We start from the raw sequence: 26,094 nt of genomic DNA, 5'->3' as shown, positions 1-26,094 counted from the left end.
TTTGCGCCGCTACGTGCGAATCAGCACAATGTAAGTGATTACGAGCGGATCGCCTCGGTGTTGCAGGAAAGAATGAAACCTCTCGTTCTTCCCGAAGTTTTGCTTTGAATTGTTACTCTTTACCTCGAACCCTTTGGCCTCCCTTGAGTTATCGAAGGTGAGCCCCGCCGGTAACCCAGGCCCCATTAGGCTTCTACAGGAAATACCTTAGAGCCTCGCCTCAGCGTACATGTTACGAATGGCAATGGGTGAGGGCCGAGAGCACGCTTCCCGTAATGTCCATTAATATTCCATAAAGCATTTAATATTCCATAAGGCATTGCGCTGGATGACAGCACATGCCGCATGTCCCAGCTTCTGAATGAAACGAACCCAGATTTGCATTTCTCCTTGAATCTTGGGAGGACCGATGAAAAGAACCACTTCCAACACGATCGACCCCAACGCCGGCCAGACGCCTCCCCCCTTGGCCAGGAACAACGGACAAACCCAAGCACCGGCTGAGTCTCCCGATCTCACCGTGATCCTTGCTTGCCTGCAAACCATGCGGGATGGCGACTTCGCTGTGCGGCTTCCGGGCACATGGGTGGGTCTGGCGGGCAAGGTCGCCGACACATTTAACGAGATTGTTGCCGCCAATCAACACATGGCGCAGGAGCTGAAGCGTGTCGGCCAGGTGGTGGGAAAGCAAGGCAAGACCCGCGAGCGCACCAGGTTCCATGAGTCCCGAGGCGCATGGGGAGAGATGGAAGTCTCAGTCAACACGCTGGTGGAAGATTTGCTTCGACCGACGGCTGAAGTAACCCGCGCAATCGCGGCGGTTGCGCAAGGCGATCTCACGCAGACTGTGCGACTTGATGTAGATGGGCGCCCTCTGGAAGGCGAGTTCCTTCGTTCTGCCAACCTCGTGAACACCATGATTCAGCAGTTGGGCGTGTTCACTGCTGAAGTGACCCGCGTGGCCCGCGAAGTGGGTACGGAAGGCAAACTGGGTGGTCAGGCGCAAGTGCCCGACGTGGCCGGCACGTGGAAAGATCTCACCGACAACGTGAACCTGATGGCCAGCAACCTGACCGGCCAGGTTCGCAACATCGCCGAAGTCGCTACCGCCGTGGCCAGCGGCGATTTGTCGCGCAAGATTACGGTCGATGTGCGCGGCGAAATTTTGCAGCTCAAAGAGGCCATCAACACGATGGTCGATCAGTTGCGTTCGTTCGCATCGGAAGTGACGCGCGTGGCCCGCGAAGTCGGTACGGACGGCAAGTTGGGCGGACAGGCTGTGGTGCCGGGCGTCGCCGGTACCTGGAAAGATCTCACGGACTCGGTAAACGCGATGGCCGGCAACCTGACGGCTCAGGTACGAAACATCGCCGAGGTCACGACCGCTGTGGCCCGTGGCGATTTGTCCCGCAAGATCACGGTGGACGTGAAAGGCGAAATTCTCGAACTCAAAGACACCATCAACACGATGGTGGATCAACTGAATGCGTTCGCTGGCGAAGTAACTCGTGTGGCTCGCGAAGTAGGAACCGAAGGCAAGCTGGGTGGGCAGGCGCAAGTGCCGGGTGTCGGCGGAACGTGGAAGGACCTTACCGACAACGTCAATTTCATGGCCAGCAACCTGACTGGTCAGGTGCGAAACATCGCGGAGGTGGCGACGGCCATCGCCAGCGGCGATTTGTCACGCAAAATCACGGTCGACGTGCGCGGCGAAATTTTGCAGCTGAAAGAAACGCTGAACACGATGGTGGATCAGCTCAACCGTTTCGCGGGCGAAGTAACCCGCGTGGCCCGCGAAGTGGGAACCGAAGGCCGGTTGGGCGGACAGGCCAACGTACCCGGCGTCGCCGGAACGTGGAAAGACTTGACTGATTCAGTAAACTCCATGGCCGGAAACTTGACTGGCCAGGTGCGAAACATCGCTGAAGTTACGACGGCTGTGGCCCGCGGCGATTTGTCGCGCAAAATCACGGTCGACGTGAAGGGCGAAATTCTCGAACTCAAGAACACCATCAACACGATGGTGGACCAACTCAATGCATTCGCCGGTGAAGTTACCCGCGTCGCTCGCGAAGTCGGTACGGAAGGGAAACTCGGCGGACAGGCGCAGGTTCCGGGCGTTGCCGGTACGTGGAAGGATCTCACCGATAACGTCAACTTCATGGCCAACAACTTGACGGGGCAGGTGCGAAACATCGCCGAAGTCGCAACGGCTGTGGCTCGCGGCGATTTGTCGCGCAAGATCACCGTCGACGTGAAAGGTGAAATTCTCGAATTGAAAGACACCATGAACACCATGGTGGATCAGTTGCGATCATTCGCGTCGGAAGTAACGCGCGTGGCCCGCGAAGTGGGAACGGACGGAAAGCTCGGCGGCCAGGCGCAGGTGCCCGGTGTCGGAGGAACGTGGAAAGATCTCACCGACTCCGTGAACTCCATGGCCAGCAACCTGACGGGTCAAGTGAGAAACATCGCGGAAGTGTCGACGGCTATTGCCAGCGGTGACTTGTCGAAGAAGATCACCGTGAACGTGAGCGGCGAAATCTTGCTGCTCAAAGAAACCATCAACACGATGGTCGATCAGCTCAATGCCTTCGCCGCTGAAGTGACCCGCGTGGCGCGCGAAGTCGGCTCGGAAGGAAAGCTCGGCGGCCAGGCGCAGGTTCCGGGAGTTGCCGGTACGTGGAAGGATCTTACGGACTCGGTGAACTCGATGGCCGGCAACTTAACCGGCCAGGTGCGAAACATCGCCGAGGTCACGACCGCAGTGGCCCGCGGCGACTTGTCGCGCAAGATCACCGTCGATGTAAAGGGCGAAATTCTCGAATTGAAGAACACCATCAACACCATGGTGGATCAACTTAACGCGTTCGCCGGCGAAGTGACTCGTGTGGCCCGCGAAGTTGGCACCGACGGCAAACTCGGCGGCCAGGCGCAGGTTCCGGGCGTGGCCGGTACGTGGAAAGATCTCACCGACAACGTCAACTTCATGGCCAGCAACCTCACGGGCCAGGTGCGAAACATCGCCGAAGTGGCGACGGCCATTGCGAACGGCGATCTCTCGAAGAAGATCACAGTAGACGTGCGCGGCGAAATCTTGCAGCTCAAAGAAACGCTGAACACGATGGTCGAGCAGTTGCGTTCGTTCGCCGCTGAAGTGACACGCGTGGCCCGCGAAGTCGGCTCCGAAGGCCGACTCGGCGGACAGGCGAATGTCCCGGGCGTGGCTGGTACGTGGAAAGATCTCACGGACTCGGTGAACGCGATGGCCGGCAACTTGACCGGCCAGGTGCGAAACATCGCCGAGGTCACGACCGCAGTGGCCCGCGGCGACTTGTCGCGCAAGATCACGGTTGATGTGAAAGGCGAGATTCTGGAACTCAAGAACACCATTAATACGATGGTGGATCAGCTCAACGCATTCGCCGCCGAAGTCACCCGCGTGGCTCGCGAAGTCGGTACTGATGGCAAGCTCGGCGGGCAAGCGCAAGTCCCTGGCGTCGGTGGAACGTGGAAGGATCTTACCGACAGCTTCAACGTCATGGCCGTGAACTTGACCGAGCAGGTGCGCGGCATCGTCAAAGTCGTGACCGCGGTCGCCAACGGAGATCTCACCCAGAAACTAACCGTGAACGCCAAGGGCGAAATCGCTGCCTTGGCGGAAACCATTAACAATATGACCGGCACGCTGGCCACCTTTGCCGATCAGGTGACCACCGTGGCCCGCGAGGTCGGCGTCGAAGGCCGCCTGGGCGGTCAGGCGAACGTGCCCGGAGCATCCGGCACTTGGAAGGATCTCACCGGAAACGTGAATCTGCTCGCCGATAACCTGACGAACCAGGTGCGAGCTATCGCCGAAGTCGCCACGGCTGTGACCAAGGGCGACTTAACGCGGTCCATTCAGGTGGAAGCCAGCGGCGAAGTCGCCGAACTGAAAGACAACATCAACACCATGATCGATAACCTCCGTCTCACGACGGACCGCAACACGGAACAAGATTGGCTCAAGACCAATCTGGCCCGATTCACCGGCATGTTGCAGGGCCAGCGCGATCTGGCGACCGTGGGCCGCATGTTGCTCTCGGAACTTGCGCCTCTGGTCAACGCTCAGCAGGGCGTGATCTACCAGATGGAAACGGAAGAGTCAGCGGGCATGGTGCAGCTCTCCGCGTTTGCGGACGATGGTGAAGATGGGCACCTGCGCCGTTTGAAAATCGGCGAGGGACTGGTGGGACAAGTGGCGGCGGAAAAACGCCGCATGTTGATTTCAGATCTTCCGGAAAAGACGGTTCCGATTCGATCTGGATTATTCGAATCGGTTCCAAAGAACGTAATCGTTCTGCCGGTACTCTTCGAAGATCGAGTTAAGGCGGTCATCGAACTCGCATCTCTGGGTACGTTCACGGCCTCGCATCTCGCGTTTCTCGAACAGCTCACTGCCAGCATTGGCATCGTGCTCAACAGTATTGAGGCGACCATGCAGACTGAGGGGCTGCTCAAGCAATCCCAACAGTTGGCCGCCGAACTCCAAACGCAGCAGAAAGAATTACAGCAGACCAACGAGCAGTTGGCGCAAAAGGCCCAACAGCTCGCCGAACAAAACGTCGAAGTGGAACGCAAGAATCAGGAAATCGAACAAGCCCGCCGCGCGTTGGAGGAGAAAGCCAAGGAACTCGCTCTCACCTCCAAGTACAAATCGGAATTCCTCGCCAACATGTCGCACGAGCTGCGGACGCCGCTGAACAGCATTCTGGTGCTGGGTCAGCAACTCAGCGAGAATCCCGATCACAACCTGACCCCCAAGCAGGTCGAGTTTGCCCGCACCATTCATGGCGCGGGCACCGATCTGCTCAATCTGATCAGCGATATTCTCGATCTCTCCAAGATCGAATCCGGCACGGTTTCGGTCGAGGCCGAGGAAGTCTTCTTCGCCAGCGTGCTGGAAATGGTCGCCCGACCCTTCCGTCACGAAGCCGAAAATCGGAAGCTGGCTTTCGAGGTGCATTCCGATCCCCAGCTGACTCGCAGCCTGGTCACCGACTCGAAACGTTTGCAACAGGTGCTCAAGAATCTGTTGTCCAACGCCTTCAAGTTCACCGATCATGGTTCGGTTCGCCTCTCCGTTTCGGTGGCTCAGAAGGGATGGAGCGAAGATCATCCGATTCTCAGCGGCGCCGCTTCGGTAGTCGCTTTCGAAGTCGCGGATTCGGGAATCGGAATCGCGCTTGACAAACAACGAATCATCTTCGAGGCCTTCCAACAGGCAGATGCGAGCACCAGCCGCAAGTACGGTGGAACCGGCTTGGGATTGGCCATCAGCCGCGAACTGGCGAGTCTATTGGGCGGAGAAATTCAGCTCCGCAGCATGCCCGGGCAGGGGAGCACGTTCACTCTCTATCTACCTCTCACGTATGTCGGGCCGTCCACTTCGAAGCTCGCAACGGATTGGAAGATGTCATCGCCGACCCTTCCGCTGCAACTATCGAAAATGGTTGTATCGGAACGGCCAGTCGAGCAGATCGCCGACGATCGCTATAACCTTCAGGCCGACGACGCGGTGTTGCTCATTGTCGAAGACGATCCGCACTACGCCCGTGTGCTATGCGATCTCTCACGGGATAAAGGATTCAAGGTTCTTGTGGCCTTGCGAGGATCGGACGCGCTCGCCTTGGCGCGAGAGTTTCATCCTACGGCTGTTTCGTTAGATGTTTTCCTTCCCGATATGCTGGGCTGGACACTGCTCAACCATCTCAAACAGGATCCTGCCACTCGTCATATTCCAGTACAGATGCTGACCCTCGACGAAGACCGTCATCACGGGCTGGCTCGAGGCGCATTTGCTTTTGTGACGAAGCCCACCAGTCCGGAGGAGTTAGACGCGGCGCTGATGAGGATCAAGGAATATGCCGCGCCACGCCGCAGGCGGCTGCTCGTGGTAGAAGACAATCCGGCGGAACAGATGAGCATCCGGGAACTTCTGGGGCACGACGATATCGATGTAATCGTCGCCGCAACCGGCGCTGAAGCGCTGGAAATTGTAAGCCGCGAGCTGTTCGATTGCGTCGTGCTCGACCTGCGCCTGCCGGACATGACCGGCTTCGACATTCTGGAGCGCATGCGCGATATTCCCGAAGTCGCGGACCTGCCAGTTGTCGTCTTTACTGGAAAGGAATTATCCCCCGACGAAGACGCGCGCCTCCACACGTTGGCCCGAAGCGTTGTAGTGAAAGGCGTGGAGTCGCCGGAACGGTTGCTGGACGAGACGGCGCTGTTCCTGCATCGCGTCGTGGCCGATCTTCCTCCCGAAAAACAAAAAATGCTCGATCGCTTGCACCAGTCCGACGAAGCGCTACAAGGCAAAAAAGTGCTGGTGGTGGACGACGACATGCGCAACATTTTCGCCCTGAGCAGCGTCCTGGAACGCCGTGGAATGTCGGTACTTACCGCGGGCACCGGCAGGGAAGCCATCTCGACTCTGGAATCGACTCCAGATGTAGCCATCGTATTAATGGACATCATGATGCCCGAAATGGATGGCTATGCGACCACGCAGGCGATTCGACAGAATCCTTCTTTCCGGAGGCTGCCCATCATCGCCCTCACGGCCAAAGCCATGAAAGGCGATCGTGAAAAGTGCCTGGAGGCCGGAGCATCCGAATATCTTGCCAAGCCTGTAAATACCGAGCAGTTGCTTTCGGCGCTGCGCATGTGGCTCCATCGATGAGAGCTTGTCGCATAAACGTTCGTCGCATAAACGTTCCCCGCGGACCGACTTGGGCTGCTGGCGTATTCGGACTGCTCCATACTGGTACGAGAACATGAGCGTAGAAAAAGTAAACATTCTCATGGTTGACGACCAGCCGGGCAAGTTGCTCACCTATGACGCTATCCTGTCGGAGTTGGGCGAGAACCTGATCAGCGCAACCTCCGCCAAGGACGCGCTGGAAAAGCTGCTCAAGACCGATGTAGCCGTGGTGCTGATGGATGTAAGCATGCCGGAGATCGACGGCTTCGAACTCGCGGAGCTCATCCGCCAGCATCCGCGCTTTCAGAAAACCGCAATCATTTTCGTTTCTGCCGTGCACCTGACCGACCTCGACCGGCTCAAGGGATACCAGCACGGCGCGGTGGATTATCTTTCTGTCCCGATTGTCCCGGAAGTGTTGCGGGCGAAGGTGAGAGTTTTCGCCGAGTTGCATCGAAAAAATCGGCAACTGGCGCAGCTGAATATCGAACTCGAGCAGCGCGTTGTTGAGCGTACCCAGGAGTTGGAGCGCAGGGCGATTGCACTGTTGCAATTGAATAGCGACCTTGCCCAGAAAAATCAGGAGCTCGATGCCATTGTGGAGACCGCTCCCGACATCATCTTTAGCCGGCAGTCGAATGGCGCTCGCGACTATCTCAGCAGCCGCTTCTATGAATACACGGGAGCGCCGCCCGGGTCGGCAGTCGGGCCGGGCTGGATGGAGTACATGCATGCCGATGACCGCGAGCCCAGCATGGAACAATGGCTGCGCTGTGTGCAATCCGGAGAAGCGTATGAATCCGAATACCGCCTCCGCGGCGCAAACGGCGCCTATCGCTGGTTCCGGGCGCGCGCGGTTCCCTTACGCGATCCGCAGGGAATGATTCTGAGGTGGTATGGAACATGTTCTGACATCCACGACAGCAAACTCCTGGAACAATCGATTCGCGACAGCGCGATTGAATTAGAAAGAATGGTGGATATTCGGACAGCCGAACTCAGGCGCCTGTCGAGCCGCCTGATGACGTTGCAAGATGAAGAGCGGCGGCGCATCGCTCGCGAGATACACGATGGCCTCGGACAGGAACTGGCCGCAGCCAAAATGATCATGGACGGACTCCTTGCGAAAGATCCCTCGCCTTCCATGCGGCAGGCCGCCGTCGACGCCAGCGAACTCATCGATCGCGCGATTAAACAAGTGCGCACGATTTCCCATCTCCTGCATCCCCCGCTTCTCGACGAAGTGGGACTGGTGTCGGCCCTGCGCTGGTATTTGGAAGGGCTTTCGGAGCGCAGCGGAATCCAGATTCATCTGGATATCGATCCTCCCGAACTCACCCGCCTCAAGCCCGATCTGGAGACAGCCATCTTCCGCATCATTCAGGAAGCGCTGACCAACATGTTCCGCCATTCCGGAGCGCACAATGGGCGCGTCAGTCTCTCGCAAAAAGACGGGCATATGACGGTGACCGTCTGCGACGACGGCAAAGGCATCAAGGAACAGGTTGTTCAATTCCGCCCGGAGAGCGTCGGAGTGGGTATCAGCGGTATGCGCCAACGCGTCAGTGAACTCGGCGGACGTTTGCGTTTGGCAAACGCCAACCCCGGCACCATCGTGGAAGTCGTCATTCCTGCGCTCCACTCAGAACGGATCCCCGTTAGGGCCTGAGGGGTTCGCGTTCCCCGGAATCTTCAACAGGGATTTTCCTCGATGATCGGCCTTTCCTGATTCAGTAGTTTCACCGATTTTGCTATAGGACTTTGCATCGTATTCTCGCGATAATACGCGGCGGCCATGTCTCTTTGGAGAGTGACTGCACACGGTGGCCCGAGTCGGGCCTTTGCAGTTTGACCGGCTTGGAAGCCATCCTTGGCCGTCCCATATCTGCCAGGTCTCATCCTTTCTTTTACATCCGTTACAACGAATTGTCTGAATTCCTACTGTATCCAATTGAGGGTTGACGCAGCGGGCACAGTCATCAAAAGCTCTAGGCTGGGCGAGATGATCTGGGCAACATGACGAAGACTCCAAATATCGAGCCAGGGAGCGGGCAGGCGGTTCCCAACACGACGCTGCGTTTTGCCTCCTTCTCGCTTGTGTTGGTGACCATCATCGCGCTGGCGGCAGTGGCCTATTTTACCGAGCGCGGCATTGTCGTCAGCCGGGATTGGGTGATTCACACTTATCAAGTGCAGTCCAAGTTGAGGGACTTGCAGCTGGAAATCATGCAGGCTGAGGCCAGCGAAGCAGGCCTTCTCTTGATGCAGGGGAAAAAGAGCTTCACCCATGCCTCGACCCAGTCCGATCTGGTAGTGCGGACGATAGACGAATTGCGCAGACTTACCCGCGACAATCCGAATCAGCAGGAGCGGCTCGCGCAGTTGGGCCAACTGCTGGCAGAGAATGCATCGCTTATTGGAAATCAAGCGGGAAGCCAATCCAATTCGGCCGCGATCGAGATGCAGACGTCGGCCCACGATCGCCCCGGAAACAACCGCCTCAACAGCGATGATGCACAGATCGAAGCGGTCGTGAAGAGCATGCAGGAGGAAGAGGAAACCCTGCTGGAACAAAGATTGAAAGACTGGAACTACCTGTTCCATCGAAATGTCCTCATGCTTCTGTTTTCCTTTGCCGTTGTGGCCTTGATGCTGGCCTACAATTTTCGGGCACTGGTCATCGAGGTTGCGCAGAGCAAGAGTGAAGTCGCGGAGAGCAAGAATAAGGAACAGCGGGTGCGGGCCAATGCGGAATCGTACCGTCTCATGAGCGCTCGCATTCTGGAGTTACAGGATCTGGAGCGCCGGCGTATTGCCCGCGAACTCCACGACAGCGTCGGCCAGTACCTTGCAGGGCTGAAGATCAACCTTAATCAGATACAGACTAACGATCGCATCGACGCGTCGAAAATGATTCACGAAACTATCGCGCTAACCGACTATGCGATTCAGGAAGTGCGAACCATTTCGCATCTCCTTCATCCACCACTGCTAGAAGAACTGGGCTTTCTGCCGGCGGCCCGGTGGTACGTCGATGAGTACGGAAAGCGCAGCCAGGTCAAAGTATCTCTGCATGTAGACGAGCCTATCGAGCGCCTGCCAAGGGAAGTAGAGATTGCCTTGTTCAGGGTGTTACAGGAAGCTTTGACCAATGTCTACCGGCATGCATCCGCCCAAACGGTGGATGTTCGAATAGTTTGCAGCGACGGGTACGTAGCCTTGACTGTGGCAGATGACGGCAAGGGCATTCCGCAGGATGTACTCGCCAAATTCCGGGGCGGCGCCGCCTCCGGTATTGGCTTGGCTGGAATGAGGGAAAGGTTGGCGGAGTTCGGTGGACAAATCGACGTGGAATCATCGAGTGCAGGAGCCGTGGTACGAGCCGTCATCCCGACCAAAGCGTGTACCCAGAGCTCTCGCGAGTCGGCGTACACGCTTTGAAGATTCGAGAAACGCACACGTCTAGAGTGACCTTTAAAAGCCGCTTTTCTTCGTCCTGTTGAAGGGCCCTGCTTAAATTCTAGCGGGCCTTTACTCGGCCCGGTTTAACGTCCAGCAGTGCTGCCCCTCGCCAGATGACTAATCAGGGAAACCAGAAACAGAACGAGGAAGATAAAGAACAGAATTTTCGAAATACCGGCGGCGGCCACTGCGATCCCGGAAAAACCAAAAATCGCGGCGACGAGTGCAACTACAAAAAACACGAGCGCCCAGTAAAGCATATGAACCTCCTTTTCGATTCGCTATGCGTCAGCATAAGCAGCCGCCCGCACCGTGCCATATCCACTTAAGGCTGTATTGAATCAGAGCGATTCCTGTAAGCCGGCTAACGTCATTGCAATTGATTTTTTGAGGAAGCAGGTGCCGGTCGTCCCAGTTGACCGGCACCCGCTTTGGGGGGCGTTGTGTCGAGTAGGATTGCAGACTAGTCGGACTCGCCTCGGCCCACCATACGGTGGAAGCTGTATAACCGAAAGCAAAACCACCGGTCGGCGGAATTGCCGCTCGTCCCACTCTCAAGTAACTTCTCGCCCGCTATAAGGCCTCAGCCGGATGGGAGCGCTAGCGTACAAGCGCTACCTTTACCTCGCGGAACAATAGCCGCGTATTCGCGGAACATAGCCGCACGACAACAGCAGGTGCTCACTAAGGAGCACAAAAGTGAGGATTCGACAATGAGAACAATTCCATCGGTAGTCTCGAGATGTCTCCTGGTGCTGGGCATTTGTTCGATTTTCGTCGGGGTTGGCTGGTCGGCTGACAAGGACCAATCTGACATCGCCAAGCGGATCGATGCGTCCGCCAAAGTGCTCAACGAAATTATGGCCACCCCGGACAAAGCAATTCCTGACAAGGTTATGCGTGATGCCAAGTGTATCGCCGTGATTCCTTCCATGGTGAAAATTGCGGTTGGGTTTGGCGGCAATCACGGTAAAGGCGTCGCCACCTGCCGGACTGAATCGGGGTGGAGCGCTCCGGCTCCGATCACAATTACGGGCGGTAGTTGGGGTCTTCAGCTGGGCGGTCAAGCCATAGATCTGGTCATGATTGTGACCAATCAGCAAGGCATGGATCATCTTCTCTCCAGCAAATTTAAGCTCGGTGCCGACGCTTCCGCCGCGGCCGGTCCCGTTGGGCGTGATGCCGCTGCCGATACCGACGTGAAGATGCGAGCCGAAGTATTGACCTATTCCCGCGCTCGGGGTCTTTTTGCCGGAGTCGATCTTAGTGGCGCGGCTCTTACCCAAGACAAAGACGAAACTCGCTTGCTGTATGGCAGCTTTGTGCCTTTTCCCGACATTCTGAACGGTAAGGTACAGCCGCCGGCGGCGAGCGAGCCCTTCCTGGCCGCAGTCCGCAGATACTCCATGCAAAGCAAATCGGGCCGTAACAGCAACAGCCCTGGAGGAACCGTGCCTGCTTCGTATTAACGGGCTTGGTTTAGAAACGCCGGCTCGGTTATCCGGGCCGGCGAGGTGTCGGTAGCAAAATCAGCAATTCTCACAAGGAGGCTTCATCTAAATGTTAACCATCCTTCTAGTCGTGTTGATCTTGATGTTATTGGGCGCGTTGCCCACTTGGCCCTATAGCCGATCTTGGGGATATTACCCGAGCGGTGGATTAGGCCTCGTTGTTGTGGTCGTGTTGGTACTGCTACTTGTCGGAAGAGTATGAGGCCGGATACATCGCAGACTTTGTCGACGGCACAGTGTTCATGTGGCCCAAAATGACGGCGACTGTTTCGCGCCGTCATTGTTTGCAATCCGAACTAGAAGCAGATCGAGTCAGTAATTGGTTCACGGCGATTTATAAGTATGTCACTTCGTCAACCAACTCGTCTCACGCGGCAAGACTTCTGCGTCGGTCATCCGAAACAACGTCATCGTTGCTTTCATGCATCTATTTGCACGACGAACCATGTTGGACGCTTGTGAGGAGCGGTCATGTCGAGTCATCAGAATTCTTTTCTCGGTCGTGAATCTTTATTAGCGCAGTTGCCTCTGCCTAGGAGGCGCGGCGAGCCAGAGGTTCGTGTGGCACGGGCACGGAGCGCGCAGGTTTCTCGCCCACCCGACGAAATCTGGGGTAGCTATAACAATTATCGTTCGAATGGCGTCGCGGTCTCCGCTTTGCTGCATATGGCGCTCATCGGGCTGCTTTTGAGCGGAGTTTTTTTTGGGCACCAGATCGTGCAAGCGGTGGCTCCCCGGCAAATCGTGACCTTAATTGCTCCGTCGCCCGATACGTATACCTTGCCGACGGCGAAGAAGATTGTGAGCGGCGGCGGCGGCGGCGGCGATCGCGATCCTCTTCCTGCGCCGAAAGGGCATCTGCCCAAAGCGGCGATGCAACAGATCACGCCGCCGGTCATCGTGATGCGCAACGAGAAGCCTAAGCTTGCCGTCGAGCCTACGGTGGTGGTTCCACCCCAAGTTCACCTGGCGGAAAATCACATGCCGAACCTAGGCACTCCAACTGCGGCAGTCATGCCGGCGGCTCCGCCTTCCAACGGGATCGGGTCAGGCGGTGGCATTGGTTCCGGTTCAGGCGGCGGCGTTGGGGTTGGCCATGGGCCTGGCGTTGGGGTTGGTTCCGGTGGCGGCATCGGCGGGGGAGTCTACAAAGTCGGCGGTGGCATTTCCGCCCCGGAGGCAATTTCTTCGCCCGATCCCGAATATACGGACGAGGCCCGACAGGCCAAGAAACAGGGGGTATGTGTGCTCTCGCTGATCGTTGACGAGCAAGGCCGTCCCCGCGACCTCCACGTGGTGCGGGGTCTGGGCTTCGGTCTGGATGCAAAAGCATTGGATGCCGTACGCCAGTGGCGTTTTCAACCAGCCCTGAAAGACGGGAAACCTGTGAATGTTCAGATCAGCGTAGAGGTGGAATTCCGCCTGTACTAAGGGCGCGATGTCAATCGGTTTGTCTTTGTAATCCGCAGCTGCTTTTTTCACCCCCCACTCTCTCCTTGAGGGTGGCAAAAAAGGGTTCCGCATAGGGTCGCGGAACCCTTTTTTGCTAAGGGTCTTACAGCGTCTCCGGCAACCGCTTACAGATGTGACCCGATAGAAGGTTTGGCATTGGACTCTTACTCTTTGATCCATGCTCGCCGATGTCATAAGCCGAGCCAGTAGCTTTCAGTTACCTGAAGGAGATTAACCGTGGCGACTTGTGCGATTTCTGCAACCGAAGTCATGCCCGCGACCGGCATTAACGGTCGCGATGATTCCCAGCTCAGCCTGGTCAAACGTGCCCAGGCGGGCGACGAGCAGGCCTTTGCAGCATTGTTTCAGCAACACAAGAGTCGCGTCTATTCAGTATGCCTACTGATGACGAAAGATGTCGCAGAAGCTGAAGATCTGACCCAGGAAGCCTTTCTGCAGGTGTTTCGAACCGTTGGGTCGTTTCGTGGGGAAGCGGCCTTCTCGACCTGGCTGTATCGGGTCGCAGTCAACACGGTGCTCATGAAGCTGCGCCGCCGCAAATCGCCGCCCACAGTCTCAATGGATGAGCCCGTAAGCGCTGACTCGCCTTCGCTGCACCGCGATTTCGGGAAAGACGATCTGGATCTCGCCGGTGTGGTCGATCGCATCGCTTTACGGCGCGCGTTGGACGAACTGCCAGAGGGATGTCGGACGATTTTCGCGCTCCATGAAGTTGAAGGCTATCAACACCATGAGATCGCACAGTTGCTGGACTGCTCCATCGGTAACTCGAAATCGCAACTGCACAAGGCGAAATTGAAAATGCGGGATCTGCTTTTCCCGAAACGGAGAATCCTGGGACGCCGTGCGCAAAGAAACCTGACCGGGCAGAATTCGCGACCCCTGACGCTGGCGAAGGTATCGGCTAAGTAAGCGAACTTCGTCGCCTCGCATTCAGCGGGACGGCCCGCGCTTGGCGGAGTCGAAGCATTGGCGTTGACACTTTTTGTTATACATGCATCACTGGATTGTAGCGACCTAAGGCCTCACCTATCTTTAGATTTTGGACTAGATGGGTAGCGGGTAGGATCAGTGTGAATGTGAATGCGTCCTTACGCGAAGATCCCATCTGATGAACGGAGACGCTCGACCGCCATCTTACGGACGGGAGGCTTCGCGTGATTCGTATTCTTCTGGTCGATGACAATCCGTCGGTCCGACACTACTTGCGGGCGATCCTCGAGCAGCAGGTTTCATGGAGGGTTTGCGGGGAAGCCCGAACCGGCGCGGAAGCGTTGCAGAAGGTATTGGAAGCTCCACCCGATTTGATTCTGCTGGATTACCAGATGCCCGACTTGAATGGGGTCGATGTGGCGAAGCAGATTAGCGAGATGTTCCCGAGGATACCGATCCTGATGGTGACGCTTCACCTTTCGCGTCAACTGGCCGACGCGGCACGTCTCGCGGGCGTGCGCGGAGCATGCGCGAAGCAAGACATCGGTTCGGTGGTAGAGGCCGTCGAGGTGTTGTTGCGCCAGGAAATGTACTTTCCGGCAATCCCAGCGGGCTGATCGACTGTATCGCTATGGTTCGAAGCCGTTAATCGGGGCGTACAGGATTTCCTGTATTGGCGCTAGTTCACTGTTTGGCGTAACTTTCAGTGTTGGGGCGAGGGCCGTCTGATCGCTGTTGTGTCCGAATCCCGGTCAGGAACCACGCGAATTGGGCTGGCGAAGTAGAATGTGGCGAGTTGTCGGGTGCGTATGTTACCGGAAAATGGAAACTGCATGACAATTCGGATATTGCTGGTCGACGACCATCCGATCGTACGACAGGGCTTGAAGACTCTCCTCGAAGGCCGCAGTGGCTGGGAAGTGATTGGGGAGGCGTCGGACGGCGCCGAGGCCGTGGAAAAAGCGAGAGATTTGCGGCCCGACGTGATGGTGCTTGATGTCACCATGCCGCGCATGAATGGTCTGGAAGCGTGCCGTGTGCTGCGAACCCAATCGCCTCAATTGGAGATTCTATTTGTAACCCAGCACGATTCCCCGCAAATGATGCGCGAGGCGCTGGAGGCTGGGGCCAGAGGTTATGTTGTCAAGTCCAACGCCGCCCGCGATTTATTGCAGGCGGTGGAAGCGGTCAGTCAACATCGTGTTTTTACCGCACTGAATGGGCGAGAAGCTGCGGGCTTGCGTTAGATTGCCAGTTTAGATCTGCAAATTGAAGACTGGTTCACCTGAAACTGTGGAGGTGCATCATGAAGTTAAGAATTTTATTGGCCGACGACCACGAAATTGTACGGAAAGGGCTGCGTGCCCTGCTGGAAAAGCACGAGGGCTGGGAAGTGTGCGGCGAAGCCAGCGATGGCCGCGAGGCCGTCGAGAAAGCGCTCCAGTTGAGGCCCGATGTCGTCATTCTGGATATCGGAATGCCCAATCTGAACGGACTGGATACTACTCGACAGTTGCTGCAGCACGATTCGCAATTCAAAGTGATTGTGCTGACCATCACCGATTCCGATCAAGTCATTCGTGAGGCCCTGGACGCAGGAGCGCGAGGTTTTGTCTTGAAATCAGACGCAGCACGCGACTTGGTCTCGGCGGTAGAAGCGCTGCAAAGTAAGCGCATGTTCTTCACTCCACGCGTCAACGATCTGGTGCTGGCAGGGTTTCTGGAGAAAGGGCACTCGGTTTCACGAAACGAAGCGCCTAAGCTTCCAACTTTGACCGCTCGCGAACGCGAGATTACGCAGTTGCTGGCCGAAGGCAACAGCTCGAAGGAAGTCGCATGCCTTCTGAACCTCAGCACGAAGACGGTCGAAACCCACCGCAGCAATATCATGCGGAAACTAAGCTTCCATTCCATCCGTGATCTGGTAGTGTACGCGATCAAGAATAATCTCATTCAGATTGAGGTGCCGCCTCCACCAAAAGCACCGCCCGGCCCCACCGGCCCGACAGCGGCTTAATTTATTAGCTGATTAGATTCGAATTAGATTGTCGAATGTGATAAAGGGCCGTCGCGCGAAAAGTCCTCTTTTCCGCGACCCCGTGTTTTGTCCTGCTATTTTTGTGACTAGCCTCACACCCTTCCACTTCTTATTCCGAAATGTTTTGAAAGCTACGGACCCCATCTATCCTTGTCTGTTTGAAAAAGTTACACAGATCACGCAGTCGTTATGCCAGAACTCGCTTTAGTTGCAACGCCATGCCGGTTTGGTACGAATTTTGCTCTAGTTATGGCTGTACCTGCTGAGGCGGCGCTCTCGGTGTGCCTGCCATGGAAAAGCTTGCGTCGAACGTTTCAATCTGGCTGGAGGTTCAAAATGCTTCGAATCCTGATTGCGGACGATCACGAAGTGGCACGGCGAGGCATTCGCGCTCTTCTGGAAGGTCACCCAGGCTGGGAGGTCTGCGGCGAAGCCAAAGACGGGCGCGAGGCGGTCGAACTTGCAAGCAGCATGAATCCGGACTTGATTCTCCTGGATATCGGCATGCCCGTCCTGAACGGACTGGAGGCCGCCAGACAAATCTTGGCGACGTCGCCGGAGGCTGCCGTGCTGATTCTAACCATGCACGATACGGATCAGGTCGTGCGCGAGGTTTTGCGCGCCGGCGTCCGCGGATTTGTCCTCAAATCCGATGCGGGCCGCGATCTGCTATCGGCGGTCGAGGCGCTGATGCGACAGAGGACGTTTTTCACGACCAAAGTCAGCCAAATGGTATTAGATGGCTTTCTGGATCGTGACAATCGGGAAGAGCAGAGGGAGGACACTGGCGATGTTCTCACCACCCGCGAACGCGAGGTTATCCAGTTGCTGGCCGAGGGCAAGACCAGCAAGGAGGTCGCGGTTACCCTCAATCTGAGTGTGAAGACAGCGGAAACCCATCGCACAAATCTGATGCGCAAACTCAATCTACATTCAGTGGCCGACCTAACCCGGTATGCTGTGAGGAATGGAATTGTCCAGGTTTTCTGAAAAGGGTCTCCTTGAACAAAGCCTTCTGAACCAAGCCTTCCAAACAAAATCGCTTGAATCGCCCCTTCCCTGTCGCAATTTACTTGATGTAAAGCACATCCCTGCTTGAACTAGGGCTTTCGCCGGATAGCTGATTGCCCAGAACATTTCGTAGCCTTCCTGAATAGAAGGCTTATCGGAATAGGCCGGTCTGCCGGAAGAGGATGACCTCGAGATGCTCTGGACAATCGTAGCTTTGCTGCTGATTCTGTGGTTGCTGGGGATGGTCAGTTCTTACACCTTAGGCGGATTCATTCACATTCTTCTCGTGCTGGCCGTGATCGCGGTTCTCATACGCCTGATTCAAGGCCGAACCCCGGTGTAAGAACCGTCGACCGTCGACATGGCCCGTAAACGGCAGGATTATTGCACCACTCACATCAATCGTCGAGGAGGACAAAATGAATAAGGATAGAGTCGAAGGCAAGATTAAGGATGTCGCTGGGCGGGTCGAACGTCAGGCGGGAGAATGGACTGATGACCCGGCGAAACAAGTAAAAGGTGCGGCCAAGCAGGTCGAAGGCAAAGTGCAGAATGCCATGGGCAAGGTCGAGGACGCCGGCAAGAAAGCTGACCGGTCCGCCACCGCTCCCGCGCGCGCTTCAGATTCAGATGACCCGGCCGACGAATCCGTTCGCCCTCGCCGCTAGCCAAATCGCGCCGCGGGTGCCGGCGTTTCGATTTGTTTAGAGGCCAGTGTGATGAGCAACTCAGTTGCGAAGGTCACCTTTGTTTTCGTGGAAGCCTTGGAAACGTACGAGGAAACCTCAACCTGAAAAATCAGTGACCTGGCGGTACGCACCGATCTCCAACGGCGCGCGGCAGTCAATTTCATTCCTAACAGCCCCAGGCCTTCCAGCCCGAGCCTTCCCGGGCATGATGAAACAATCAGGCTAGCGGATCAGCGTAGGAGAGATATTCCACAGTTGGGCGAGGGCACGGGCTGCGTCCGTTAAGGCTCGTTTTTCAGCCGCTTCATCGTTGGGCGCGATTGTCCGGTTGCGCACAGCAATCGGTCTGCGAGAGGGGTTGCAAGCGTCGGCGGCCAGAGTTTTTGCGATCGCACTCTCGAAGGTGCGCCGGAGTTCGTCGGGCGATGTAGCATTCGCGATCTTCATTACCATTTTTGCCATTTTGGTCTAACTCCTTTGCGCATTTAAGACGAACTGCCGCACAACGAAAATACAGCGTTGCACTCAATCTCCGCTCCATCTTTTACTTGCTCCTACTTCTTGTTCCTTGTAAGTGCTTTGCGGGCAGGTTTTTCCCCGATAGAGAGGCGGGAATATTTGAACCAAGTAGATCGAACCGAGAATGGCGTCCTTGCTTAGCGCATACAGAGAAGGCTTTCGCGTACAGAGAACGCTTTATGGATAAACCAGTTCAACCGCGGTAAAACTGCACTCAAGTGAAGGCGTTCGCCCGTAGTTGCGCCAGGTTGTGGGCAGTGAATAAGGTAATCGAGTCACCGCCCGCTTCGTCTTTCGGAGACTGTCCAATGAATCGAACGACGAGTCTGGTCATTGCGATGATTTTGGGTACGATGTCGTTGGCCTCAGCGCAGCGACCCCAGCCCGCATCCGATTTGCCGGATGACTTAGCATCTCAACAACTCATCGCCTGGTCCTGGATGCAGAAGCCACAGCCTGCGCCTCAGCCCGCTCCACCACGTGACACTCCTGGCGCTCAACCGGACCAACAGGCGACCCAATCGGCTGATCCGCAGACGCAGCAACAGACGGCGACCCAAACCTTTGTTGGCAAGATTGTCTGGGAGGGGAGCAGGTATGTCCTCAAAGCCACCGACACGACCTACCAGCTCGATGACCAGAATCTTCGGCAGTACGAGAATCAGGCCGTAAAAGTGGTGGGAAATCTGAATCAAGGCAGCAATGTGATCAGCATCGTAAAGATTGAATTACTTTCGTAGCCCCACGCAGGTCAGGTGAGCCCGCAGTTAAAGACTGGCCTTAGCCGTCGCCTACATGATTTGCCCTAGTGCGCTCCAATGGCGAATTTCGTAGTCTGTACAGACTTGCACGGGGAATCCAAAAGCTCTCGACATCCTTCCCTCGGAGAGTTTGTTATGACAGAAAATGGAACGGCCGCCTACGGGATGTATTCTCGCCATGCTGCGTTACCTGAGATTGTGTACGCTCTGAATCAGGCTGGTTTCGACAAGGAAGACATTTGCATGGTGTTGTCTCCTGCCCATCCGGTTGCAACCGCTGTTCGCGATACCGCGGCATTCAATGGCGAAAAGGAAGAGCGTGCTTTGAGCGCGCGCATGATCGGATGGTTTACAGAATTTGGTGCTGTCGTGATTCCCACGGTGGGTTTCTTCATCCGATCCCAGGAATTTTTCCACGCCTTGGTGGTAGAGCAAAAGTTTCCTGCACTGTCTCGCGGATCTCGGACTCTGCTTGGTCTGGGCTTTTCCGAGCCAGAAGCGAAAAGACTGGGCCATGATCTCGCAGATGTAGGGGCCATGGTTTACGTATCGTGTCGGGAAGGCAATAAAGCAGAAAGCGCGATCGAATTGCTACGTCGTGCCGGAGCAAAGGAGGCCGCGAGTCTTGGAGCCTTGAAGGTGGCTGGCGCAGCTGCATAGTCGCAACTAGCCGCAATTCAATCTCAGATTCCGATTCGAACTTCCGCCTCCCTTCTGCGTTCCCGGTTTTCGGCAGTTCCATGAAAGTCGGTGGGTGAATTTTCTACGTGGCTAGCATGGCATAACCCCTTCCGCAATCTCTACTGCAACCCATGAATGTGTTTCGATGAGGGTTTCCGGTCATCAAGTTAGCGATGCCGTCCGTTTATGCAACCTCATGGCAAGTCAGTTGCTAGCTCTTCCGATAGCCAACTGTTCGACCTTATGTCGCATCCATTCTGCTCCGTGCAGGGAGCCGGCCTGTCATGAAGACTCACAGTATCTGGATCGAGATCGTCGTACTCGGTAGCACGATCGCGTTTGTCCTTGCGTTGTTGATTGCGACGCTTGGGGCTGCCGCCGGGGCACTTGGACCGGAAGCAGCGGCCGAAATCACATCACAGCAGGTGTACGTAGGCATGGTCAGTTGCTCCAGTTGTGGCGCACGGCATTCGGCGGCTATTGGTAAAACGGCTGATGTCTGCATTCGTGTTTGCGTGCATGGCGGATCGAGTTTTACGTTGGTCGATGCAGATATGACTTATCTCCTCAATGGCGATTCCAACCTTTTGAAAAGCCTGGCGGGGCGACGCGCGCGTGTCGTGGGTACCCTCGACAACAGGACGATAAAGATCTCGTCTATCGCCGCAGACATCTAGAGGACGTCGGCAAGTCCGGCGCGGATTCCGGAGGATCCGAAGCAGCACGCGTAAATCGATTTCACGCCCCTTTTCGATGCCATTGAAAACCCACGCATTCAAAGCCCCTCCACGCTGAGGTCTTGCGTTACAGCATTTGCCCGATTGCTCCCGAAGAGCTTCGTGATGCTGAATGAGAATGAGTTACATCTTAGCGGGACAGACGGAGGTCTTGAATGACGACCAAGAAATTTATGTTGTTCGCGATCATATTCATGTGTGCGACTTGGGTTGGGGCGCAAAGCGCGGGTTCGGGCGGGGCCGGAACCGGAGCGGGCCAAAGTTCGGCTCCAGGTTCATCGACTCCAGGTTCATCGACTCCAGGTTCATCAACTCCGAGTTCATCAGGGACGGGTTCCTCGGCGACGTCTGGAAGTCCGGCTACGCCGCAAACCAGCCCCGCAACGCCCCCAGCCGGAAGCGCGACTCCGCAAACCGGCCAACAGAATCCGAATACGCCAGGTTCCACATCCCCGAATGGATCTCCGAACTCAACGTACCCGGGTTCAACTGCGCCGGGTGCGAGCGCACCAGGTTCGACCGCACCCGGTTCTGGTACACCCGGTTCATCCCCGTCAACGACCAACCCAAGCAACCCGAATACCCCTAACGGCAGCCCATGCGCCACCGTGCCTGGCACGGCAGACAGCGGAGCTTCAGGCTCGGCCTCGAACGGGAGTTCGTCGAATGGCAGTTCGTCCAATGGAACCTCCCCGAATGGAAGTTCGACGAATGGAAGATCGACGAGTTCGAATCAAGGCAACTCCGGAACATCGGGAGGAAATCCACCTACCGGCGCGACCGCGGGCAGTCCTTGCCCATCGGGGTCGTCGCCCAGCGGCGGACCCGGTGGTCCTCAATCGCGGTGAGCAAAATATCGAATATTGCGTTTTCACAACGGGCCCGGCAATGGGCCCGTTGTGTTGCTTGGGCTTCTGTGTCCTGGGCATCTGTTGGATGTCATTCGCCAGACGGTCCTATCTTCGATTTGGGTTCAAAAAATTGTTTCAAAGAGTAAGGAGAAGTGAATGGTTTTTCATTTAGCCGAGTGGCGCGCCTTCGCATTTTCGGCCGGGGAGATTGCCACCGCTTTTGTAGTCGCGCTCCTCATTCACTTCATCCTCTTTCGTGCTGCCCGGCGCTTCACTCTCCATAAGCAGACCGTGCTCGCCCACGCGGTCCTCCATTGCGAGCAACCCGCGAGGCTGATCTTACTGTCGCTGTTGGAACTCGCGGTCGTGCCATTTCTTCCAGGAAGTGTGAACTTTAAGGCCGGTCTTCGCCATGCGATTGGCCTGTGTTTAGTCGGCGCTGTCGCCTGGTTCCTGGTCGCGCTGGTGGATGTGGTGGAGGCGGTTCTTGCCTACAAGTATTCCATGGAATTGGCCGAGAACATCGAGGCACGCCGCGTGCGCACTCAGGTTCTGGTGCTTCGTCGCCTGGTTGTGGTCGTGATTATTGTGATGGCGATTGCGACCATGTTGATGACCTTCCCCTCGATCCGACATATAGGCGAGAGCCTCTTTGCGTCAGCCGGTCTCGCCGCGGTGGTCGCGGGGCTCGCGGCCCGCACCATGCTTTCTAACCTGTTCGCCGGAGTGCAAATCGCGCTGACCCAGCCGATCCGACTGGAAGACGCGGTGGTGGTCGAGGGCGAATGGGGCTGGGTCGAAGAGATCACCACAACTTTTGTCGTGGTACGAATCTGGGATCTTCGCCGCCTCGTCCTGCCCATCTCTTATTTCATTGAAAAGCCATTTCAGAATTGGACTCGCCGCAACGCCGACCTGCTCGGCACAGTATTCCTTTACACCGACTATTCCGCCCCAGTCGAAGAGCTGCGTCAGGAACTTCACCGTATCCTGACCTCTTCCGGCATGTGGGACGGCAAGGCCTGGGGTTTGCAGGTCACCAATGCTACCGACCGCACTCTCGAACTGCGCGCTCTCATGAGTGCGCCGAACGGCTCACGCGCCTGGGACCTGCGGTGCCTGGTACGGGAAAGGCTCGTGCAATTCCTACAACAGAACTATCCGGAAAGCCTGCCCAGGACCCGGGCCGACGTTCAGGCCGTTAACGCTCGCGTTGGCGAAGATGGGACGCAGCACACTTCCGATTTGTCCTCGGATTCCAAATCGCATTCCGCCAAAGTGGCGTGAAGGAGATCTGCCGATCGACCGAAGTATCACTGCTAAAACTGCTGGCTTCCCTTACCGAAATTTCGGCATCTCAGGGGCAGGAGAGCAACATGCAGTCCAACCAGAGCGTGCCGAAGAGAACTCCCCCCGAGCCGGGGCCTGGCCCGGTGAACGATCCGCCCGACCCGTTGGAGAACCCCGACATCCCTGTTCGCGAACCTGACCCCGACGACCCGCCCTTGGATGAGTAGGCGAAGGCTATTCCTCACGCCACCTTGCGGTGCTCGACATCGCTTTCTTTTACTTTTATTTCCAGATTTTCGCTCTTGATGTCAAGCCTCAGGCGGTTATAGATGCTCATATATTGATTGGAAATCCAGACCAGTGCGAACAGCGCCACGACATATCCACGCCAGCCCGTGTACAGCATCTGAAAACGGGTCAGGACCAGGAAGATTGCAGCCACATAGTGGCTAAAGCAGTACTCGCAGGTGAACAGATAAAAGAATTTTCGCCGGGGCACGGTCTTGGCGACCCGAGTTTGCCGCTTGCAGTATTCTCGAGGCTCGCGAAAAACTTCTTCGTGAGTGATCGTCCAGGCCACGCTGGCAACCGGGATCGCCAGCATGAGGAGAGTTGCAGCCTGCATGGCGAGGGATGTGGTTAGAGTCTGCATCAATCTGTTTAGACAACTCTTACAAAGCGAATCGCGATCCGGCTCCCGGCGAGCATCTCTCTGATGCACGGTTGCTGGAGCGGGATGCTAATGCCAGCCTTCACACGATGACCCCTGGAGTTCTTCAATACCCTACAGTGAACCTTGGATTGTCCCATTCCTGCTCAAATTTGATACTTGATTTGAGATAAGACGGCGCATCGAAGAGGTGCGCGGGAGGATGAAAGTGGCACACTACGGCACTCTAAAAAACACGACAATCTCAGACGCTGCCGAAGATATTCGCGGCTCCCACCTATACGGATCGAACGATGAAAAGTTAGGCAAGATTGACGATGTTATCTTCGATCATGCGAACGGCACGATTCGCTATATCGTCGTCGATACCGGCGGCTGGCTGACCACCAAGAAATTCATTGTTCCGGCTGACCGGCTTCACTTATCTGCTAAGCACAAAGACGATTTCGAGACCCCATTGAGCAAGGAACAGATTGAGCGCTTTCCTCCTTACAAGCAATCCGACCTGGATTCAGAAAACACGTGGGCCGACTATGAGGGTCGCTACCGCTCCAAATGGGAAAGCGATCCCGTAATGCATCGCGTAGGGACCGATCGCAATCTCACTCCTACAACTTTGCAAATGCCGGGAAACTCTCGATCGGAAGCGGCAGCCGCCGAGGCGCATGGATGGGCTTCCGGCACGGAATCAGCTCCTTTCGATGATGAGTTCGAAACGCCGGTGGTCGAGCAAGACCTCGATACAGCCGAAATTGAAGCGGCGTCAGAGCCGACCGAACGGGCTGTACCCGCCGGTACCGACTCGGTCGTGATCGCGAATAGTGCGACTGGAATCGGGGGCCGTTGGGATACTTTTCAGAGTCGCCTGCGCGAACGCCGCAAGGAAGCAGTTGCGAGCTGCGGGACCTGCACCGGCGAGTCTGCCACGAAGCGCGGGGCCGAGAGCGTCGAAACCCTGCGGAAGGCGGTTTAAAACCTCAGCGCCTCAGATTGCAGCCGGAGCGAGTGCCAGCGATTCTGCTTGACTCGCTCCCGAAGCTATTTTCAGTAAGAAGCTCAGAAGACGACGAAACCTGTGAGGAGCGACGCCGCTATTGGGCCGGGTGCACATGATTACGGGCAATCCACATGCAGTCCGGATCCTGGTCAAAATCGGAATCGTACTGCTTGGCTTGCTATTGCTGAGCGCAGTAATACTCTCTAGACGGAAAAGCACTGATCCTGAGCGGGAGCCTCCGCTGCATCCTTCCAGCTTTGCCACCCGAAGCGGGCTCAATCCGGCCAGCTAAACCAAGAGGGGGTGCGCGCGTCGAAGGACTTGCCTTAAGCGGCCATCGCTTCAAGACTGATGCAGTTCCGTAGTGCGCGCAAGCCGTACAACGCATCTTCAAGAACCTGGTCTTCCTCGATGTGGTCGCCGCTTGCGACAAACAACTCTTTCACCCGGTTCAGAATGGCCTTTTCGGCTTCGTCGATTCGTTGACGAACTCTTCCGCGGTCGGTTTCAAACAGGGCAGCCTGATAGAGGAGGTGCCAGGTCGGCTGAGGGGCTCGGTAGACGTGGGTGCTCATGGCGGAAATCCTTAAGAGAAGTGTGGCGTCTTTTACGGAAGGTACTACGGGATCCGGAAACTTAGAAATCGGGTAATTCCTGTAGCTCGGCTGCTTACGACTGAAAGAATTTCCTATTCTCTAGGAATTGGGGAGGGCCGCGCTGTTTGCGGCCTTCCACTCGTCATGCCGCTTGTTTCGATCCCCTCTTGCTTGCGCCGGGTTGCTGGGCAAATTCCGGCTGTCCGGCTTGTGGGTTGAGCTGCTCCGCCAGTCGTGTCAGCTTTTCGTCGGTTTCTTTCTCTTCCTGAAGCGTCTGCGCAATCAGCTCTACCTGACCGCTCTCCCCGAGAAGCTCGGCAAAAGTTCGGACCGTCCCGTAGCCCGCGATCTCATAATGCTCCACTCTTTGCGCCGCGGCGATGAGAGCCGCATCCATCAGGGCGCCGTCATAGCTTTCCTTCATCGTCTCGGCCCCTTCTTTGACGAGTCCTTCCATCCCGAGACACTTCTTGCCCGTAGGCTTCTCTTCCAGCATTTCGAAGATCTGTTCCAGCCGGGAAACCTGCTCCGACGTTTGGCGCAAGTGTTCCTCAAACGCCTGACGCAACTCGGCGCTCCCCGCTGCCTTGGCCAGTTTTGGCAGCGCCCGGACAATCTGCGTTTCCGCGCTATACAAATCTCTCAGTTCGTCGACATAGAGCTGCCTTAATAGATTCTTTTGCATCCTGTTCCTCCTTGTTGGGTCCCAGGGACGGAGCGGAGCAACATCCTCGGGCTCTTCACGAAAGTATTTTGCTGATCTCTGTCAAACAATACCGCCCATGCTGTATGGGCTGGAGAAGAGTGTGCCCGGGTTCCACTAGCAAAGAGGAGTGCGTAACAAGAGGAGCGCGTAAGGAGGAGGAGCCGCCCGGTCAAACCATTCCTGCGGGTGGGGTCCGCGCGGGCTGTTGAGGGTGAGACCAGCGCGTCCGAAGCCTTTGGTGATGACCAGCGGTCAGTCCCAAAACGATAAACGGATTGATACAGAAATATTTTTAGGTACCTTCGTGATCTACCCTATTGACATTTCATCCCCCATACTGTGTGCGGCTCGACCCGAATTCATCCCAGGAAAGACAAGATTCCACGAAACACTTCCCCGGTGTTTGTGCGTTTTCTTTGAGTGA

The 26,094-nt window shown here is 56.4% G+C and carries 24 protein-coding genes; 19 read left to right on the top strand and 5 right to left on the bottom strand.

The features are described from left to right. The first annotated feature begins 409 nt into the window (after positions 1 to 409). From VGM18_14345 to VGM18_14335, 3 genes are all read left to right on the top strand, one after another. Positions 410 to 6,724, top strand: coding sequence for a HAMP domain-containing protein (locus tag VGM18_14345; protein HEY3974184.1), 6,315 nt, complete (start codon positions 410 to 412; stop codon positions 6,722 to 6,724). Between the two features lie 94 nt (positions 6,725 to 6,818). Beyond that, positions 6,819 to 8,414: a PAS domain-containing protein gene (locus tag VGM18_14340; GenBank protein ID HEY3974183.1), complete on the top strand. Its 1,596-nt coding sequence runs from the start codon at positions 6,819 to 6,821 to the stop codon at positions 8,412 to 8,414. 347 nt (positions 8,415 to 8,761) lie between these two features. Next, on the top strand, positions 8,762 to 10,186 hold the full coding sequence (locus VGM18_14335; protein HEY3974182.1) for an ATP-binding protein: 1,425 nt from the start codon (positions 8,762 to 8,764) through the stop codon (positions 10,184 to 10,186). 104 nt (positions 10,187 to 10,290) lie between these two features. On the opposite strand, the gene VGM18_14330 is transcribed toward VGM18_14335, so the two are convergent. Continuing rightward, positions 10,291 to 10,467, bottom strand: a complete 177-nt coding sequence (locus tag VGM18_14330) for a DUF1328 family protein (GenBank protein ID HEY3974181.1) — start codon at positions 10,465 to 10,467, stop codon at positions 10,291 to 10,293. A 453-nt stretch (positions 10,468 to 10,920) separates the two neighbouring features. Here VGM18_14330 and VGM18_14325 point away from each other — a divergent pair, with 453 nt between their 5' ends. From VGM18_14325 to VGM18_14280, 10 genes are all read left to right on the top strand, one after another. Continuing rightward, positions 10,921 to 11,676: a lipid-binding SYLF domain-containing protein gene (locus VGM18_14325; protein HEY3974180.1), complete on the top strand. Its 756-nt coding sequence runs from the start codon at positions 10,921 to 10,923 to the stop codon at positions 11,674 to 11,676. A gap of 91 nt (positions 11,677 to 11,767) precedes the next feature. Further along, a complete protein-coding gene (locus VGM18_14320; protein ID HEY3974179.1) occupies positions 11,768 to 11,920 on the top strand; it encodes a DUF3309 family protein in 153 nt (50 codons plus the stop codon). A 359-nt stretch (positions 11,921 to 12,279) separates the two neighbouring features. Further along, positions 12,280 to 13,149 (top strand): energy transducer TonB, encoded by an 870-nt coding sequence (locus tag VGM18_14315; protein HEY3974178.1) that lies wholly within the window; start codon positions 12,280 to 12,282, stop codon positions 13,147 to 13,149. Positions 13,150 to 13,407: 258 nt separating this feature from the next. Further along, on the top strand, positions 13,408 to 14,103 hold the full coding sequence (locus VGM18_14310) for a sigma-70 family RNA polymerase sigma factor (protein ID HEY3974177.1): 696 nt from the start codon (positions 13,408 to 13,410) through the stop codon (positions 14,101 to 14,103). A 245-nt stretch (positions 14,104 to 14,348) separates the two neighbouring features. Then, positions 14,349 to 14,741 carry a response regulator transcription factor gene (locus VGM18_14305; protein HEY3974176.1) on the top strand — a complete coding sequence of 131 codons (393 nt, stop codon included), beginning with the start codon at positions 14,349 to 14,351 and terminating at the stop codon, positions 14,739 to 14,741. Positions 14,742 to 14,957: 216 nt separating this feature from the next. Then, positions 14,958 to 15,371, top strand: a complete 414-nt coding sequence (locus tag VGM18_14300) for a response regulator transcription factor (protein ID HEY3974175.1) — start codon at positions 14,958 to 14,960, stop codon at positions 15,369 to 15,371. A gap of 59 nt (positions 15,372 to 15,430) precedes the next feature. Further along, entirely contained in the window at positions 15,431 to 16,141 is a 711-nt protein-coding gene (locus tag VGM18_14295; protein ID HEY3974174.1) for a response regulator transcription factor, read from the top strand. Between the two features lie 357 nt (positions 16,142 to 16,498). Then, positions 16,499 to 17,152: a response regulator transcription factor gene (locus VGM18_14290; protein HEY3974173.1), complete on the top strand. Its 654-nt coding sequence runs from the start codon at positions 16,499 to 16,501 to the stop codon at positions 17,150 to 17,152. 214 nt (positions 17,153 to 17,366) lie between these two features. After that, on the top strand, positions 17,367 to 17,516 hold the full coding sequence (locus tag VGM18_14285; protein ID HEY3974172.1) for a lmo0937 family membrane protein: 150 nt from the start codon (positions 17,367 to 17,369) through the stop codon (positions 17,514 to 17,516). Positions 17,517 to 17,592: 76 nt separating this feature from the next. Further along, a complete protein-coding gene (locus tag VGM18_14280; GenBank protein ID HEY3974171.1) occupies positions 17,593 to 17,841 on the top strand; it encodes a CsbD family protein in 249 nt (82 codons plus the stop codon). A 243-nt stretch (positions 17,842 to 18,084) separates the two neighbouring features. Here the strand turns inward: VGM18_14280 and VGM18_14275 are convergent, their stop codons facing one another. After that, on the bottom strand, positions 18,085 to 18,324 hold the full coding sequence (locus VGM18_14275; protein ID HEY3974170.1) for a hypothetical protein: 240 nt from the start codon (positions 18,322 to 18,324) through the stop codon (positions 18,085 to 18,087). A gap of 365 nt (positions 18,325 to 18,689) precedes the next feature. Here VGM18_14275 and VGM18_14270 point away from each other — a divergent pair, with 365 nt between their 5' ends. The 5 genes from VGM18_14270 (at position 18,690) to VGM18_14250 (ending at position 22,698) form a co-directional block, all read left to right on the top strand. Beyond that, positions 18,690 to 19,121: a hypothetical protein gene (locus VGM18_14270; protein HEY3974169.1), complete on the top strand. Its 432-nt coding sequence runs from the start codon at positions 18,690 to 18,692 to the stop codon at positions 19,119 to 19,121. A 156-nt stretch (positions 19,122 to 19,277) separates the two neighbouring features. Next, positions 19,278 to 19,802 (top strand): hypothetical protein, encoded by a 525-nt coding sequence (locus VGM18_14265; protein ID HEY3974168.1) that lies wholly within the window; start codon positions 19,278 to 19,280, stop codon positions 19,800 to 19,802. Positions 19,803 to 20,107: 305 nt separating this feature from the next. After that, positions 20,108 to 20,500, top strand: a complete 393-nt coding sequence (locus VGM18_14260; GenBank protein ID HEY3974167.1) for a hypothetical protein — start codon at positions 20,108 to 20,110, stop codon at positions 20,498 to 20,500. Between the two features lie 178 nt (positions 20,501 to 20,678). Continuing rightward, on the top strand, positions 20,679 to 21,149 hold the full coding sequence (locus tag VGM18_14255) for a hypothetical protein (GenBank protein ID HEY3974166.1): 471 nt from the start codon (positions 20,679 to 20,681) through the stop codon (positions 21,147 to 21,149). Between the two features lie 418 nt (positions 21,150 to 21,567). Then, a complete protein-coding gene (locus VGM18_14250; protein ID HEY3974165.1) occupies positions 21,568 to 22,698 on the top strand; it encodes a mechanosensitive ion channel domain-containing protein in 1,131 nt (376 codons plus the stop codon). A 244-nt stretch (positions 22,699 to 22,942) separates the two neighbouring features. Here the strand turns inward: VGM18_14250 and VGM18_14245 are convergent, their stop codons facing one another. Further along, a complete protein-coding gene (locus tag VGM18_14245; protein HEY3974164.1) occupies positions 22,943 to 23,353 on the bottom strand; it encodes a hypothetical protein in 411 nt (136 codons plus the stop codon). A 220-nt stretch (positions 23,354 to 23,573) separates the two neighbouring features. On the opposite strand from VGM18_14245, the gene VGM18_14240 reads away from it, so the two are divergent. Beyond that, on the top strand, positions 23,574 to 24,344 hold the full coding sequence (locus VGM18_14240) for a PRC-barrel domain-containing protein (GenBank protein ID HEY3974163.1): 771 nt from the start codon (positions 23,574 to 23,576) through the stop codon (positions 24,342 to 24,344). A 350-nt stretch (positions 24,345 to 24,694) separates the two neighbouring features. Here the strand turns inward: VGM18_14240 and VGM18_14235 are convergent, their stop codons facing one another. After that, positions 24,695 to 24,943 carry a hypothetical protein gene (locus VGM18_14235; protein ID HEY3974162.1) on the bottom strand — a complete coding sequence of 83 codons (249 nt, stop codon included), beginning with the start codon at positions 24,941 to 24,943 and terminating at the stop codon, positions 24,695 to 24,697. Positions 24,944 to 25,106: 163 nt separating this feature from the next. Next, positions 25,107 to 25,649 carry a ferritin-like domain-containing protein gene (locus VGM18_14230; protein HEY3974161.1) on the bottom strand — a complete coding sequence of 181 codons (543 nt, stop codon included), beginning with the start codon at positions 25,647 to 25,649 and terminating at the stop codon, positions 25,107 to 25,109. Between the last annotated feature and the right edge of the window lie 445 nt (positions 25,650 to 26,094).

Source organism: Candidatus Sulfotelmatobacter sp., from assembly GCA_036500765.1.
Classification (GTDB): Bacteria; Acidobacteriota; Terriglobia; order Terriglobales; family Acidobacteriaceae; genus Sulfotelmatobacter.
Note: the sequence above shows the minus strand (reverse complement) of the source record. Positions and strands in the feature narration are given on the sequence as shown.